The 14877-nt window shown below is 51.5% G+C and carries 14 protein-coding genes; 4 read left to right on the forward strand and 10 right to left on the reverse strand.

Going from position 1 to position 14877, the window contains the following annotated elements; all coding sequences use genetic code 11:
- Positions 1-128: 128 nt before the first annotated feature.
- The 6 genes from ACL2XO_RS16615 to ftnA form a co-directional block, all read right to left on the reverse strand.
- Entirely contained in the window at positions 129-995 is an 867-nt protein-coding gene (locus ACL2XO_RS16615; RefSeq protein WP_413741078.1) for an RES domain-containing protein, read from the reverse strand.
- Positions 996-1128: 133 nt separating this feature from the next.
- Positions 1129-1611: a hypothetical protein gene (locus ACL2XO_RS16620; protein WP_413741079.1), complete on the reverse strand. Its 483-nt coding sequence runs from the start codon at positions 1609-1611 to the stop codon at positions 1129-1131.
- 8 nt (positions 1612-1619) lie between these two features.
- Positions 1620-2486 carry a helix-turn-helix domain-containing protein gene (locus tag ACL2XO_RS16625; RefSeq protein ID WP_413741080.1) on the reverse strand — a complete coding sequence of 289 codons (867 nt, stop codon included), beginning with the start codon at positions 2484-2486 and terminating at the stop codon, positions 1620-1622.
- A 379-nt stretch (positions 2487-2865) separates the two neighbouring features.
- On the reverse strand, positions 2866-3207 hold the full coding sequence (locus ACL2XO_RS16630; protein ID WP_413741081.1) for a YebY family protein: 342 nt from the start codon (positions 3205-3207) through the stop codon (positions 2866-2868).
- Between the two features lie 42 nt (positions 3208-3249).
- Entirely contained in the window at positions 3250-4134 is an 885-nt protein-coding gene (gene copD, locus ACL2XO_RS16635; protein WP_413741082.1) for a copper homeostasis membrane protein CopD, read from the reverse strand.
- Positions 4135-4464: 330 nt separating this feature from the next.
- Positions 4465-4980 carry a non-heme ferritin gene (gene ftnA / locus ACL2XO_RS16640; RefSeq protein WP_413724714.1) on the reverse strand — a complete coding sequence of 172 codons (516 nt, stop codon included), beginning with the start codon at positions 4978-4980 and terminating at the stop codon, positions 4465-4467.
- A gap of 368 nt (positions 4981-5348) precedes the next feature.
- On the opposite strand from ftnA, the gene ACL2XO_RS16645 reads away from it, so the two are divergent.
- The gene (locus ACL2XO_RS16645) at positions 5349-5576 is read left to right on the forward strand and encodes a DNA polymerase III subunit theta (RefSeq protein ID WP_203521207.1); all 228 of its coding nucleotides are present in this window, start codon (positions 5349-5351) and stop codon (positions 5574-5576) included.
- 417 nt (positions 5577-5993) lie between these two features.
- Complete coding sequence (exoX, locus tag ACL2XO_RS16650; RefSeq protein WP_413741083.1) at positions 5994-6677, forward strand: exodeoxyribonuclease X; 684 nt, start codon at positions 5994-5996, stop codon at positions 6675-6677.
- 26 nt (positions 6678-6703) lie between these two features.
- On the opposite strand, the gene ACL2XO_RS16655 is transcribed toward exoX, so the two are convergent.
- Entirely contained in the window at positions 6704-8746 is a 2043-nt protein-coding gene (locus ACL2XO_RS16655; RefSeq protein WP_413724715.1) for a S9 family peptidase, read from the reverse strand.
- A gap of 250 nt (positions 8747-8996) precedes the next feature.
- Entirely contained in the window at positions 8997-9833 is an 837-nt protein-coding gene (locus ACL2XO_RS16660) for a YebF family protein (RefSeq protein ID WP_413741084.1), read from the reverse strand.
- Between the two features lie 230 nt (positions 9834-10063).
- Here ACL2XO_RS16660 and purT point away from each other — a divergent pair, with 230 nt between their 5' ends.
- Positions 10064-11245, forward strand: coding sequence for a formate-dependent phosphoribosylglycinamide formyltransferase (gene purT, locus ACL2XO_RS16665; protein WP_413724717.1), 1182 nt, complete (start codon positions 10064-10066; stop codon positions 11243-11245).
- Positions 11246-11463: 218 nt separating this feature from the next.
- Here purT and ACL2XO_RS16670 read toward each other — a convergent pair whose 3' ends face one another.
- Together ACL2XO_RS16670 and zwf are read right to left on the reverse strand one after the other, a co-directional pair.
- Positions 11464-12105 (reverse strand): bifunctional 4-hydroxy-2-oxoglutarate aldolase/2-dehydro-3-deoxy-phosphogluconate aldolase, encoded by a 642-nt coding sequence (locus ACL2XO_RS16670; RefSeq protein ID WP_132921285.1) that lies wholly within the window; start codon positions 12103-12105, stop codon positions 11464-11466.
- Positions 12106-12153: 48 nt separating this feature from the next.
- Complete coding sequence (gene zwf, locus ACL2XO_RS16675; RefSeq protein WP_413724718.1) at positions 12154-13629, reverse strand: glucose-6-phosphate dehydrogenase; 1476 nt, start codon at positions 13627-13629, stop codon at positions 12154-12156.
- A 327-nt stretch (positions 13630-13956) separates the two neighbouring features.
- Between zwf and ACL2XO_RS16680 the strand changes: the two genes are divergently transcribed.
- Positions 13957-14826 carry a MurR/RpiR family transcriptional regulator gene (locus tag ACL2XO_RS16680; protein ID WP_132927720.1) on the forward strand — a complete coding sequence of 290 codons (870 nt, stop codon included), beginning with the start codon at positions 13957-13959 and terminating at the stop codon, positions 14824-14826.
- Positions 14827-14877: the final 51 nt, after the last annotated feature.

The raw sequence follows: 14877 nt of genomic DNA on the forward strand, positions 1-14877 counted from the left end.
TTAACAAATAACCAAATACTAAACTTGATGTTTAAAATCAATAGGTTAAAACAGATAGTGCCTAAAAAATGGCTACCCCTACTTTCTTTCTAACAGTGTTGATATTGTGGGTTAGTCTTTTCAATACATTATTCAGGATACCACGGTGGCTCAAGCCGATGAGATGAACTATTATCAATAATACCTTTTTCCCAAATAAGCTTGCCAAGTCGAGTAATTCCCATAACATGCTCAGTACGTGATGATTCGTAATAGCCTAATGCCAAATTTCTTACATACATGCGGCGAGCTCCTATTATCGCCCATGATTTCCAAAAATTATCAACCCTAACAGCCAGATTTACAGCGCCATATTGCTTTGCACTAGGATATGCAATCGCGGAGTTTTTCCTGTCTTTTTCAAAAATAGATTTAGCTACGAATGACGAGATCTGATATTGATCATCATCTTTTATCATGCATTCAAATAAAAATGCATCTGTGATAAGAAGCGATTGAGCGTCTTCTCGCCTGCAAGAATTCAATATATTATTTATCGCAAACGACAGATCTCCAGTTAATGTTCCTCTACCCGTACGCTGTATTCTGAGAAATTCACCAATAGGCACAATCCTGCACTTAGTGCCCTCTCGAATTTGCAGTTCGGTCAGCAAAACGAAATGACCATCAATATGTATCTCGCCAAATGCTGTATCTTGTCTATCAGCTATATACAACACTGGGAATCCTTCTGGATTTGCCCTACCAGTCCGAGCAACACCTTCCACCCTCCAAAGCAAATCCTGTACCAGTTCAGGGTAATCTTCTTCATTAATCATCCGTGCCCGCTTAAATACAGAGCCTTTAGAAAAATCTACGCCAATAGTGGGATGAACTCTAATTAAATCAGTAAGTAATTCATATTTTTCTTCCAAGGATGAAGTTTCAAATTGTTTTATACGAGTAATTAATTCCTCAAGTGGCAATGGTGGGAATTTAGTTGTAATCGTTTGCATAATTCTCCCTATTTTATTTTTAAATATCTGATTTAAATGATGTTTTTAAGACAAATTGTTAACATGAAAGTTAGAATGTGGCGACATTACATCGCCATAATACATCGATGATTAAATCGAGGCATACCTTTCACTACGCATCAGCGATTTCTCCGGTCTCAAGCATTAGGCCGAACTCATCTTCATTAAGGATGATAACGCCTTGCATTCGGGCTGCTGTGACTTTGGTCGGCCCAGCATTATACCCACAACATAAAAATTGCAGATTTTGCGTTACCGAGCTTCTCACCAATAATTTGTTTTCTTCCGCCAATATAATTAGCCGCTCTTTATCACCTTTCTTGAAACCGGTAAAACAAACTTCAAGGAGGGATGGTTTCTTATTTGATGCGCTAACCAAATGATTATAAAGCGATTTATCGAGGGTTTCATAACGCGATAACGCATCATCAAGGGAATTGAATTCCTCGATAATGCGATCTTTTCGGAAAGTTTTCAACGTGTTCGATTGACTGCATATTCCCTGAATGTGTAATTCCGAGTCGCTGACCTGCAACAAAGAAAAAACATTCACATTCCGCTTAGCATTGATATAAATAAAATTTCTACTGGCCATAAACATCCTTATAAAAGTTGCTTTATGCAACTGGCCACTACCCCCCTTGCTTTGACCTCATCAACGGAACATTCGAACTCACCATCTTTACCCGAAACGCGTAGGCGATTTCCTGGCCGCCTCGAAACACTGTACACATCTAGCGTCCCATCAATATCCAGCAACCATGTCCCATTTGATAGCTCAAAGCTATCAAAACTGATTAACCACGCCCTACTCCCAGAATAAATATAACGTAACGAATCCTGGCTTATGTCTTTAGGTAAAAATCGATTATCGACAATGCACTGCCCTTGCGGCTCAAGTTTGCCAGCGACCAATTGCAAACACTCCAACGTTATCGCCCCTGGGACTGAATTCTTTACACCTGCTGGCAGATCTTGCATGGCGCCTGAACCAGTCGATAGCCATTCCAGGGATACACCGGTATCAAGAGCGCAAGCGATAACCACATCACCGGGGAAAAAATTGCGCCTTACCCAGGTACTGATTGTACCGGATGAAATGTTTAATAAATCGCCAAGCTCTTTTTGAGTATCGAATCCGTAGGCATCGAGAATACGGCGCAGCACGGCTTTGCCGCCAGATGCCAGGATTTTGTCGTAGAGCGGTTTACCTTTCAGCGCCCTACTCGGCTGACTGGAGTCTGCTTTTGCAAGCTCACCCGTAACCAACCACCTTGCGTCCGCACCAGTATCAACAGAGCATTTCAGAATGACATTGCTTGGTACGCTATTACGCTGGACCCAATTGCTGACAGTGTTTGTCGGAATGCCGGTGGCCTCACTAAGCGCCTTTTGAGTGGCGACGCCGTAGCTTGACATGATCCGTTCCAATACCAACGAAGCATTCCCGTCAAAATTATTAATATCCAATAAATACACTCCATGAGTATTTAAAAACACACACAGCGTGATCTAAGTGGGTAGAATAGGTAGCGCAGGATGGGCTTAAGTGACTGATTTGTTAGGTAAGTAGTTGATTACCCTACCTTATAAAAAAAAGACCGAATACGATTCCTATATTCGGTCCAGGGAAATGGCTCTTGGATAGAGCCGTGCGCTAAAAGTTGGCATTAATGTAAGCTGTTTAATCTTACGTAACTGAGTATAGAAGTTTACGGGGGGTTTTCCATCGACAGCGTCGCATTAAGCGCCTACTTCATTCACAAAATCATAACTTTGTGATATCACGCACGATTACAATTATTAACACTGTCAATTGTTATCATAGTAATCACGTAGGGTATTACTCTTACTTATCGCAGAGCTGCTCCGCGCGGGCAGTGAAGGGGGCAATGCTCATCTTCCGGCCGGGTATTGCCGGGTCGTCCAAAAGAATGGTTTCGACGGGCAGGGCTTTAACCTGACCGGATTGCATTTCGCTGTTGGCTTTTTCATTAAGGGGATACTGCATCAGCGTGCTCATGTTCAGGGCGAATACGGAGCGATCCGCTCGACACAGAAGCTGCAGCTCTTCCTTGTCAAAAGCCCATTGTTTGCCGTATTGAAACTTGCTGATAGTCACTATTTGCGCCGCCCCTGCCGTTTGGGCAATCAGCGCAACTAAAACGAAGAGAGACTGGATTTTCATCATCAAACCTATTCTTGGTTGAAAGCCAAACGCCGGAACGGTTATCTAGGGTTCCAGTGTGGCAAATATACTCACTAAAATCAGTACCGCATTCCCCAGCACCACTTCCGCCAGTGTCAGCATCGTCAGATAATGAATACTCCTCGGATGATGGCGCGCCATCATGGGTACGATCCGATAGCGGTTGGTCACCGCCAACAGGACCATTATGGCCACCACGGCGATTTTAATCATCAACATGCGCTGATAAAGGACGGAAAGATCCAGGGGCCATTGCCCGACGATCAGGCAGCTATTGGCAATACCGGTCAATATGACCAGCGCTACCGCCCCATGGGCGCTCTGGGAAAAATGTATCAGCGCCCGCATCGCTTCCGGCCGTGTGGCCTGGCGTAGTTGCGGCAGGCACCAAAGCAGAGGCGCCAGACAGCCCAGCCACCAGGCGGCGGAAAACAGATGAATAACCTGATTGGCTCTTTGCAGCAGACCGCGCAGACCCTGGCTCATGGCGGTATGGCCGGTAAGCGCCAGGGTGACCAGCAACGCGCTCGCCGCCGCCAGCAGTAACCGCTGGCGCCAGGGACCTAAACCGGAACGCCCGATAATCAGTACGGAGGCGAGGGTGATGAATAGATGCCAAATCCACACCATGCCGAATTCGGTGTGGATGACCGCCAGCCAGATGCTTGGGCGCAGCGTATCAGGCCACCCCTGCCCCATTTGTCCGCTCTGCAGCGCCAGGATGGCCGCCGCGGTCAGCAGGCAGAGCCACCCCAGCACGCGTACCGTGCGGGTGAAAGCGCAGCGCAGGCGCTGCCGAAGTCCCGGCGGCGCAAGATACTCGCTAAACAGGGCGATTCCGAACAGTTGCATCACCGCAGCAACGTGAATAAAACGACTGGCCGAAAAACAGGCTTCCAGGATTAGCATTTATTTGACGTTAAAACGCGAGCGGCAGCGCGAAGAAAGGCAGGACAATACGTTTCATTGGCATCTACGGCTGTTCCTTATACTGAATATTAGCAATGTCGGATCAACCGACACTGTGCCGTCCAACGCGCCGTTACCGGTTTTCCTTCAGTATGCCAGAAACAAAAAAGCCCCGGCAATGTGACTCCGCTAAGCTGGACGCCAGCAGATAATAACGATTGCAAGGACTTAAGTCGAGCATACTCTAATACTGCCGCCATCTTCACCTGATAGAATCCCAACCGGCTTTAGCCGGCCGGATCGCCACCGGCGGGGGCTATCATTCAGCTTTTAGACCGGCGCGCCGGTGCTCTCGCCGCCGTTCATTTTTTTCAAATCCTGATCGATAAAGAACAGGCCGCTGCTACTGGTATTCACCAGGGACAATTTGTCCAGGATGGACTTGAACAGTTTTTCTTCTTCATGCTGTTCGGCAACATACCATTGCAGGAAGTTGAAGGTGGAATAATCCTGCTGAGTCATGGCGGCATGAGCCAGTTCGTTGATCTTGAGCGTGATCATCTGTTCGTGATCATAGGTACGCTTGAACAATTCCGCCAGGGAGGCAAAATCGGTGGGCGGCGCTTCAATGGCGCCCAGGACCGGCATGGATCCGGTGTCGTTGAGATAATCGAACAACCGCCGCATATGATCCATCTCTTCCAGGGACTGGGTCTTTAAAAAAGCGGAAGCGCCTTCGTAACCTTTATCGCTGCACCAGGCGCTCATCTGCAAATAGAGATTGGCGGAAAAGAATTCCAGATTTAATTGTTCATTCAGTTTTTTTGCCATTTCTTGTTTTAGCATGGGCGAAATTCCTGTGATTCGTTAAAAGAAAATATACTCAATCATTATGCCTACATGGTAACAATTTTTAAACCTTTAACTAACCTGTCATAAAAAATAATAAAAATACCTAATTTTATCAATACATTGAAATTATCCCTTTTTGTGAAATGTTCTTTTATGTATAAAATCCTAACTGAGATTGATTAGTATTATGATTAAGATCAAACTTTATTGAAAAATAACAGCATGCGAATTAAATCTTATTCTCATTATATCAGCTAATACAAACGATTATTATTTGTATTGTGAGGCAGTAAGTCTCCTTGCGTTTTTTTGCCGGGTACTTTATTTTTAGCAGCGACCCCATAAGCGCTTGCGGAGGAGTGATGGCGTATAATCTGGCTAAACTTGACAGCGAAACGATGGACAAGATCAACGTTGATTTGGCCGCTTCCGGGGTGGCCTTTAAAGAGCGTTATAACATGCCGGTGGTAGCCGAGCAGATTGAACGGGAGCAGCCGGAGCATTTGCGTGCTTACTTCCGTGAACGGATGGGGGAGTATCGTAAAGCCTCGCTGGGGTTTTCACGCTTGCCTTACGAACCGAAAAAATGATGCCGAATCGCGGGTCCCCTCTCGCCTCGGCGGGACGGTGGTACAGGAGCGCCGTATTGTTCGCCAACCCTTGCCGCGCGGTGCCCCGTTGAAAAACGGATGTCAGTGAACGACGTTTTTGAAGGTATCAAATAGCACGATTTGACTTGATTATCGAGGCCAACAGGCAGTTAATCATTCCTACATTTCCGATTCTTTTACAGAGAGGTAAATCATGAGTAAGGGAATGGATCGTAAGAAAGACGCAAAAAAGAAACCGCAGAAGTCACCTGAAGAAAAGCGTGCCGAAAAGCGCAACAAAAAGGTCCAGCCGGATATCGTATAAGGCAACCGAAATTAAACCCGCATCTGATGCGGGTTTTTTGTTTTTGCCGATGGGGTCATAATAGGACTTTGACTCTCGACACAGGAAAGGCCATGACATTTCGTGTCATCGATACAGAAACCTGCGGCCTCGACGGCGGCGTGGTGGAAATCGCCTCGGTGGACGTCATCGACGGAAAACTCGCCAACGCAATGAGCGACCTGGTCAATCCCGGACGGCCGATTGGCTATGAGGCCATGGCTATCCATCATATCACCGAAGATATGATTGAGGATAAGCCCCGGATCGCCAAGGTCATAGGCCGTTATCACGGCAGTCCCTATTACGTCGCCCACAATGCCGCTTTCGATCGCCGTATGCTGCCCGAAATGCACGGGCAGTGGATTTGCACGGTGAAACTGGCGCGCAAGCTCTATCCCGGATTGAAATACAGCAACCAATACCTGCGCTACGCCCTCAATTTGTCGGTTGCCGTGCCTGACGGGCTCTATCCCCACCGCGCTTTGTATGACTGTTACGTCACCGCGGCGCTGCTGATGAAAATCATCAATGATTCCGGCTGGAGCGCGGAGCAAATGGCGGCAATGAGCAATGAGGTTACGCTCTTGACCACGCTGAAGTTCGGTAAATACCGGGGGCAATCCATGGAGCGCATCGCACGGGAAGATCCGGGCTATCTTGACTGGATGTTGAAAAACCTGAAGGACCTGTCGGCAGATATGCGCTACAGCATTAATCATTTTCTTAGCGCGGCGTCGCAGGACCGGAGCATTTGACGGCAACGGCCCTGTAACGGCAGGGTTTACTCCACCAGGGAAAGAATAAAGGTGTATTCCATCGATACGCCCTCATAGCCCTTAAAGCGGCCCGATTTACCGCCATGGCCCGAGTCCATGTCGGTACAGAGCAGCAGCAGATGGTCATCGGTTTTATTGGCCCTGAGCCTGGCGACCCACTTGGCCGGTTCCCAATACTGCACCTGGGAATCATGCAGGCCGGTGGTCACCAGCAAATGCGGGTAAGCCTGGGGCTTGACCTGGTCATAGGGGCTGTATTGCTTCATGTAGTCGTAATAGGCCTTCTCTTCCGGATTGCCCCATTCATCGTATTCGCCGGTCGTGAGGGGGATGGATTCATCCAGCATGGTGGTGATGACATCAACGAACGGCACCTGCGCCACGACGCCTTTGAACAGATCAGGCGCCATGTTGATAACTGCCCCCATCAACAGCCCGCCGGCGCTGCCGCCCATGGCGAAGGCTTGTTTGGTATCGCCGTAGCCTTGCGCAAGCAGCGCGCGGCTGACATCGATAAAATCATTGAATGTATTCATTTTGTTGAACAACTTGCCGTCGTCATACCACTGCTGGCCGAGTTCGCCGCCGCCGCGAATGTGCGCCAGGGCAAAGACAAAACCGCGATCCAGCAGGCTAAGACGACTGGCGCTGAAATCGGGATCCATGCTGCTGCCGTAAGATCCGTAACCATAGACCAGTAACGGATTATGGCCGGGTTTGAACAGATCCTTGCGATAGACCAGCGATACCGGAACATCAGTACCGTCCCGGGCGGCGATCCACAGCCGTTCGCTGCGATAATTTTCCGCGTCGAAATTCTTGACCTGGGACTGTTTGAGCAATTTTCGCTCGCCGGTATCCATATTCAATTCAAACAGTGTGGTGGGCGTGGTCATGGAAGAGTAGCCATAACGCAGCCATGGCGTTTGCGGGTCGGGATTGTACGCCAGCCAGGTTACGTAGGTGGGATCGTCGAATGCTATGCCCTTTTCCTCGCCGCTTTGCCAATGGATTTGGCGCAGGCTGGTGAGGCCTTGGTGGCGCTCTTCGAGGACCAGCCAGTCGCGAAACAGCGTGAAGCTCTCCAGCACCACGTCGTCCCGGGCCGGGATCAAAGTTTCCCAAAAGGATTCATCCGCGGTTTCGCTGCGATAGAGGGCGAAGTTTTTCCCCTCCCGGTTGGAGCGCAGGTAAAAATGCCCGCCGAAATGATCCAGCGAATATTCATGGTCGTGGCGGCGCGGCAGGAAGAGCTGCGGCCGGGCATGTGGGGAGTCTGCGTCCAGCAACAGGATTTCCCCGGAGGTGGTGCTGCCCAGGGCAATGATAATGTAGCGTTCAGACGTGGTTTTATGGACGCTGACGTAAAAGGAGTCGTCTTTTTCCTCATAGATAAGCTCGTCCTGCTCGGTTGCGGTTCCCACCTTGTGGCGGTAAACCTGGTAGGGCAGCAGCGTTTTTTTGTTTTTACGCACGTAATAGAGGTATTGGGAATCGTTGGTCCATTCAAAGCCTGACGACGCGTTTTCAATGACTTCCGGATACCAGGAATCCCGTGCCAGGTTTTTGAAGCGGATACCGTAAAGCCGCCGCGACAGAAAATCTTCGGCGGCGGCGACAATGGAATTGTCCGGGCTGACATCCAGCGAACCCATGGTGTAAAACTCGCTTTGCGCCGCCCGTTTGTTGCCGTCGAGTAATACCTCCCACTCGTCCTGCTGTTCGTCCAGATCCACGGACTGGCGGGTGTAGATGGCATATTCATTGCCCTCTTCATAACGGCTCTGGTAACGATAGCCGCGCCGGACATAGGGTACGGATCGATCCTGTTGCGGAATACGCTCCACCATTTCGGTAAACAGCTTATGGCGCAATTCTTCATGGCCGGTCATCATGGCCTCGCCATAGGTATTTTCTTTGGCCAGGTAATCGAGCACCGCCGGGTCTTCGCGCTTATCATCACGCAGCCAGTAATAATCATCCACGCGGGTATCACCGTGCATGGTGAGGCGGTGCGGTCTTTTATCGGCTATTGGTGGAAAAATCATACATACCCTTACTTAAATTCTGCATAAGAAACAGAGTGGCACGAATATTCCAGGATGCCAAGCGGTGCCGGGCCACAAGTGATGCGTCGGGGAAAACAATGACCGGGGAGCTTGCGGATGCACCTCAATGAAACAGGCATTCGGCGGTATTCAGTTTATACCCCCATACTTCGAGTTGCAGGCGCGTTAGCGTTCCTGCAACTCGAATTATTTAGGGTATATTGAGACAATTATGGGGAAAAATATTAACTCATTTACTCAAGGTATAGCTGATTACGCCTTTCTGGCAGTCAAGGGTAATCCCGTAGCTGCGATCGGCGGTTTGTCCGCGGATTTTCAACGGCGCCTGCCAACTGTCGCCGGTGCCCGTCACCTCTTCCGGATTGATCCAGGCCACCATGGTGTCGCCTAAAGCCTGTTTATCATCGGCAAAACGTGGGAACCGGTTTTGGGTGTAATCCTGCTGGATTAATTCCGCTACTTGCGTCGCATTCAAATCCGGGCAAGGCGCTACGGCGAAGGTTTGCACCGGCGGATTCCTGGCAGCTGTTTTGGCCTGTTCCGCCGCGGTGGTTTTGGCCGCGTTGGATTTATCGCCGGTAGCCTTTTTCACCGGAGCCGGTTTGGCGGGCGCGGGTTTGGCCGGTGCGGGTTTAGCCGGTGCGGAAGAATTATTGGCCGGCGCCGGCGGTTGGGCGGGTACGGCGTTGGCCGGTGCGGAAGGCTGAGCCGGCGCAGTATCGGTCGGGGCCGGCGGCGGTACCGGCGAGGTATCGGCCGGCGCTGGAACGGCGTTGGCCGGGGGCGATGGCTGCGCGGGAGCGGCGGCGGACGGCGTCTGGGGTGTCGCGGCCGCAGGGGCGCTGTTTTGCCCCGTCGCCGGTGGCTGGGGGGTGGCGTTATCGGTAGCGTTCGGCGTCGCCTGGGTTTGGGCGGAGGGTGATTGCGCCGCAGAGCCGGCGTCGGACGATGACTGGGCGGCGGGTTCCGCCGTACCTGACTGAGTCTGATCGGCCGCCGTCGCCAGAGGGGACAAGATCAGTCCCAGCACCAATGCCCCCAACAGACCGGGTCCCGTTTTATGCATAGATCCTCCACATGTACTGTTTATCCGTATTTCAGGGTATTAGATGATAATAGCCTGTTAAAATTCGCTTGAGAAAGGGATTTATAGTTACCGAAGCAAAAGATAACACTTTAACCGTTTGGCTTAGCCATTGATACAAAGGGATTTACCGGCATGCTACCTAGTCCTGCTGCATAGGCAAACGATTTCGTTTATACTGCGCGCAATTTTTATCAGGTCAGGGGAAAAAAATGGTAACTATCGGAACGGCTTTACGTCCCGGCGCAACCAAAGTCATGCTGTTGGGTTCCGGCGAGCTTGGCAAGGAAGTGGCCATTGAGTGTCAGCGGCTGGGGGTAGAGGTGATTGCCGTCGATCGGTATGCCGATGCGCCTGCGATGCATGTGGCCCATCGTTCCCATGTCATCAATATGCTGGACGGTGACGCGCTTCGCGCGCTCATCGAGCGGGAACAGCCGGATTTTATCGTGCCGGAAATCGAAGCCATCGCCACCGATATGCTGGTAACCCTTGAACAGCTCGGTCATCGTGTCGTCCCCTGCGCCCGCGCCACCCGGCTGACCATGAACCGCGAAGGCATACGCCGCCTGGCGGCGGAAACGCTGGCATTGCCCACTTCGCCCTATTGTTTCGCCCAGGATCCCGCGGAGCTTTTACAGGCGGTGGCGACTATCGGCTTTCCGCTTATTATCAAGCCGGTAATGAGCTCATCCGGCAAGGGACAAAGCCTGGTAAGGGATGCCGATACCTTGGACGCCGCCTGGAATTATGCCCAGCTCGGCGGTCGGGCCGGCGGCGGCAAGGTGATTGTGGAGGGGCTGGTGCAGTTCGATTTTGAAATTACCGTGCTGACCATCAGCGCCGTGGACGGCATTCACTTTTGCGAACCCATCGGCCACCGTCAAGAGGACGGGGATTATCGGGAATCCTGGCAGCCGCAGGCCATGAGTCCATTGGCCTGGCAGCGGGCGCGGGATATCGCGCAAAAAGTGGTGACGTCCCTCGGCGGCTTTGGCCTGTTCGGCGTTGAGCTGTTTGTGCGCGGCGACGAGGTGATTTTCAGCGAAGTCTCACCCCGACCGCACGATACCGGCATGGTCACCCTGATATCACAGGATTTATCCGAGTTCGCCCTGCATGTACGGGCTTTTCTGGGATTGCCGGTGGGCGGCGTTAGGCAATACGGTCCGGCGGCCTCGGCGGTGATTCTGCCGGAGCTGGAGAGTGATAACCTGACGTTCAGCGGCCTGGAGCAGGCGCTGTCGGCCGGAGTACAAATCAGGCTGTTCGCCAAGCCCGCCATCAGCGGCAAACGCCGTCTGGGCGTGACTCTGGCCATGGCGGATACGGTGGAAGACGCCGTGAGCGCGGCTAAAGCAGCGGCGGCGGCGATTAACGTGCAGGGGAAGTGAAGCAAAGGCCCCAATGCAGGGGCCTTTGAGCTTGTTGACAAGGTGCCCGGTCGAGACAGGCTACCAGATCGTAAACACGCCGTGAACCCGTCCCTGGGGGCTCGATCCGCGCCATCCCTGGCGCGGACGGTTTACTCTTCCGGCAGCCTGTCCCTCCTTATTATCGCCGAGTACGTTTGTCAGCAGTCTGAAAGTCTTCCTTGAAGGAGCCTTTGTTATTACGCTTTAGCGCCGGCGACCGCTTCTTTCGCCAGTTCGGTGATGCGCGCGTAGTCGCCCGCTTCCAGCGCGTCGTTGGGCACCAACCAGGAGCCGCCGATGCACAGCACGCTTTTCAGCGCCAGGTAATCACGGTAGTTCTTGGGTGAAATCCCGCCGGTGGGGCAAAAACGGATCTGGGAGAAGGGTCCGGCGATGGCTTGCAGCGCTTTCACGCCGCCGTTGGCTTCAGCCGGGAAGAACTTGAACTCCCGTAAACCATATTCCATACCCAGCATCAGTTCGGACACGGTGGCGATCCCCGGAATCAGCGGGATGTTGCCTTCAGTGGCGGCTTTCAGCAGCGGCTCGGTTACCCCGGGGCTGATGATAAACTGCGCGCCGGCGGCGGTCACTTCGGCCAATTGCTGAACATTGGTAACGGTGCCGGCGCCGACGATGGCTTCCGGCACTTCTTTGGCAATGGCGCGGATGGCATCGATGGCGCACGGGGTGCGCAGGGTCACTTCCAGCACCCGAACGCCGCCGGCCACCAGCGCTTTCGCCAACGGTACCGCCTGTTCCAGCTTATTGATAACAATAACCGGCACAACCGGACCCGCTGTCAGGATGCTTTCCGCGCTTGTTTTCCAATTCTTCATTACTTGGTGTCTCCAGTCTTGCCTGTTAGGCAAAGGGTATAAGTTAACTTATTCGAATTCATTCCAGGAGCGGCCGTCACGGGTTATCATGGCCACCGAGGCCACCGGTCCCCAAGTGCCCGCCTGATAAGGTTTCGGCGCGTCATTGTCCGACTCCCAGGCTTCCATGATGGAGTCCACCCATGTCCACGCCGCCTCAACCTCATCGCGGCGAACAAACAGCGCCTGGATGCCGCGCATGGTTTCCAGCAGCAGCCGCTCATAGGCGTCCGCCAGATGCTCCTGGTTGAAGGTTTCCGTAAAGCTCAAATCCAGTTTGGTGGTTTGCAGGCGATGCTTGTGATCAAGACCAGGGACTTTATTAAGGATCTGAATATCCATCCCTTCGTCCGGCTGCAGGCGGATGGTCAGTTTGTTTTGCGGCAGCTGTTGATAGGAGTCGCGGAACAGATTGAGCGCCGGATTCTTAAAGTAGATGACTACTTCGGAACATTTGGTGGGCAGGCGTTTACCGGTGCGCAGGTAAAAAGGAACCCCCGCCCAGCGCCAGTTGTCGATATCCACCCGGATTGAAACAAAGGTTTCGGTATGGCTGGCCTTATTGGCGCCCTCTTCTTCCAGGTAACCCGGTACTTTCTTACCCTGGACAAACCCGGCGGTATATTGTCCCCGAACGGTGGTGTCGCGCACGTTGGTATGATCAATGGGCCGCAGAGAGCGCAGTACCTTCACTTTTTCGTCGCGGATGCGATCGGTGGTTAAATCCGACGGCGGCGACATGGCAATCATGGTCAGAATCTGCAGCAAATGGCTTTGAATCATGTCGCGCATCTGGCCGGCTTTATCAAAATATCCCCAGCGCCCTTCAATGCCCACTTCTTCGGCCACGGTTATCTGCACATGATCAATGGTGCGATTATCCCAGTTGCTGGCGAACAAGGAGTTGGCGAAACGCAGCGCCAACAGATTCAACACGGTTTCTTTACCGAGATAATGGTCGATGCGATAGACCTGGCACTCTTTGAAGTACTTCGCCACCTGATCGTTAATGACCTGAGAAGAGGCTAAATCGGTACCCAGGGGTTTTTCCATGACGACCCGGCTCGGCTCTTTGTTCAGCCCGGCTTCTCCCAAACCCTGGCAAATGGCGCCGAAGGTATTGGGCGGCATGGCAAAGTAGTTGATGGTAACACGGTTTTCCTGGTCGAGCTTTTCCCCCAGGCGGGAGAAATGTTTGGTTTCGTTTACATCGAGATTACAAAAATCCAGGCGCGCGCTGAGCGTCTTCCAGAGCTTTTCGTCGATAGTCTCTTTCATGAAGGTTTCCAGCGCTTCGCGTACCACCTTGGTATAAGCTTTCACGTCCCAATCGGCACGGCCTACCCCGATGATACGGGTATCAGGGTTTATGGATCCGGCTTTCTCCAACTGATACAACGAAGGCAGCAGTTTTCTCCGGGCCAAATCGCCCTTTGTGCCGAAAATCACCAGATCGCATGCCTGGGCAATGGATGTTAACGCCATGTTCCTCTCCTCGTGCAGGATGTTTGTAATTTTATTACATTTTAAAAGGTTTTTTTTGACGCCAACCAGTAAATCACCAGAAAAATCCCCAATAAATCACATTTTTCAGCATGCAACATCTTACTTACCGCAAACAAAATGTAATTTACAAACAATAATGTCAATATATTACACTTTTGAAAGTTAGACACGGGTCATAGTCTGGTAAAAAACTCGTTGTGTTCGCCGGATTAGCTGCCTTTGCCTTCCGGCTCGTAGTATATTTCATCAAATCGGTAATGATTTCTCCTTTGTGTGAAATCGGTTAAAACCATGAGCAATCCACTTATGAACATGCTGGAAAAGATTAATAGCCATATGGAGTTGCTGAGTAAGTCTGAACGTAAAGTGGCGGAAGTCATCCTCGCCACGCCCCAGACCGCTATCCATTCCAGTATCGCCATTCTGGCCCGGATGGCCGAAGTCAGCGAGCCCACAGTCAACCGTTTTTGTCGTCGTTTGGATACTAAGGGTTATCCTGATTTTAAATTACAGCTTGCTCAGAGTTTGGCTAATGGTACACCTTATGTAAACCGTAATGTGGATGAAGACGACAGCGTCGATTCCTATACGCTGAAAATTTTCGAATCCACCATGGCCAGTTTGGAGCAGGTAAAAACCCGGTTGGATATCGCCGCCATCAACCGGGCGGTGGATTTGCTCACCCAGGCCAAAAAAATCTCCTTCTTCGGCTTGGGGGCTTCCGCCGCGGTGGCGCATGATGCGATGAACAAATTTTTCCGCTTCAATATCCCCATTGTCTATTCCGAGGATATTGTTATGCAGCGCATGAGTTGCATGAATTCCAGCGAAGGGGATGTGGTGGTGCTGATATCCCATACCGGCAGAACCAAAATGCTGGTGGACCTGGCGCAGCTGGCGCGCGAGAATGATGCAACCGTTATCGCGGTAACCTCGCCTTATTCGCCGCTGGCTCGTGAAGCTTCTTTGACGCTGGCCCTGGATGTGCCCGAGGATACCGATGTCTTCATGCCCATGATATCGCGTATCGCGCAATTAACGCTGATAGACGTTCTGGCCACCGGCTTTACCTTGCGCCGCGGGGCCAAATTCAGGGATAACCTGAAGCGGGTCAAGGAGGCCCTGAAGGAATCACGCTTTGATAAGGTAGACTCAGCAGCATATAAATTTGATTGATACGGTATTATATGAAAAATAACCTCTCACTGGGGTACGAAAAAAGCTACG

The sequence above is a fragment of the Sodalis sp. RH15 genome (genome assembly GCF_047324255.1).
Lineage (GTDB): Bacteria > Pseudomonadota > Gammaproteobacteria > Enterobacterales > Enterobacteriaceae > Acerihabitans > Acerihabitans ligni.

What these genes read in the sequence shown, in the direction of transcription:
- ACL2XO_RS16615 (WP_413741078.1), bottom strand. Translation starts at nt 995, where the DNA reads ATGCAAACGATTACAACTAAATTCCCACCATTGCCACTTGAGGAATTA.
- ACL2XO_RS16620 (WP_413741079.1), bottom strand. Translation starts at nt 1,611, where the DNA reads ATGGCCAGTAGAAATTTTATTTATATCAATGCTAAGCGGAATGTGAAT.
- ACL2XO_RS16630 (WP_413741081.1), bottom strand. Translation starts at nt 3,207, where the DNA reads ATGATGAAAATCCAGTCTCTCTTCGTTTTAGTTGCGCTGATTGCCCAA.
- copD (WP_413741082.1), bottom strand. Translation starts at nt 4,134, where the DNA reads ATGCTAATCCTGGAAGCCTGTTTTTCGGCCAGTCGTTTTATTCACGTT.
- ftnA (WP_413724714.1), bottom strand. Translation starts at nt 4,980, where the DNA reads ATGCTAAAACAAGAAATGGCAAAAAAACTGAATGAACAATTAAATCTG.
- ACL2XO_RS16645 (WP_203521207.1), top strand. Translation starts at nt 5,349, where the DNA reads ATGGCGTATAATCTGGCTAAACTTGACAGCGAAACGATGGACAAGATC.
- exoX (WP_413741083.1), top strand. Translation starts at nt 5,994, where the DNA reads ATGACATTTCGTGTCATCGATACAGAAACCTGCGGCCTCGACGGCGGC.
- ACL2XO_RS16655 (WP_413724715.1), bottom strand. Translation starts at nt 8,746, where the DNA reads ATGATTTTTCCACCAATAGCCGATAAAAGACCGCACCGCCTCACCATG.
- ACL2XO_RS16660 (WP_413741084.1), bottom strand. Translation starts at nt 9,833, where the DNA reads ATGCATAAAACGGGACCCGGTCTGTTGGGGGCATTGGTGCTGGGACTG.
- purT (WP_413724717.1), top strand. Translation starts at nt 10,064, where the DNA reads ATGGTAACTATCGGAACGGCTTTACGTCCCGGCGCAACCAAAGTCATG.
- ACL2XO_RS16670 (WP_132921285.1), bottom strand. Translation starts at nt 12,105, where the DNA reads ATGAAGAATTGGAAAACAAGCGCGGAAAGCATCCTGACAGCGGGTCCG.
- zwf (WP_413724718.1), bottom strand. Translation starts at nt 13,629, where the DNA reads ATGGCGTTAACATCCATTGCCCAGGCATGCGATCTGGTGATTTTCGGC.
- ACL2XO_RS16680 (WP_132927720.1), top strand. Translation starts at nt 13,957, where the DNA reads ATGAACATGCTGGAAAAGATTAATAGCCATATGGAGTTGCTGAGTAAG.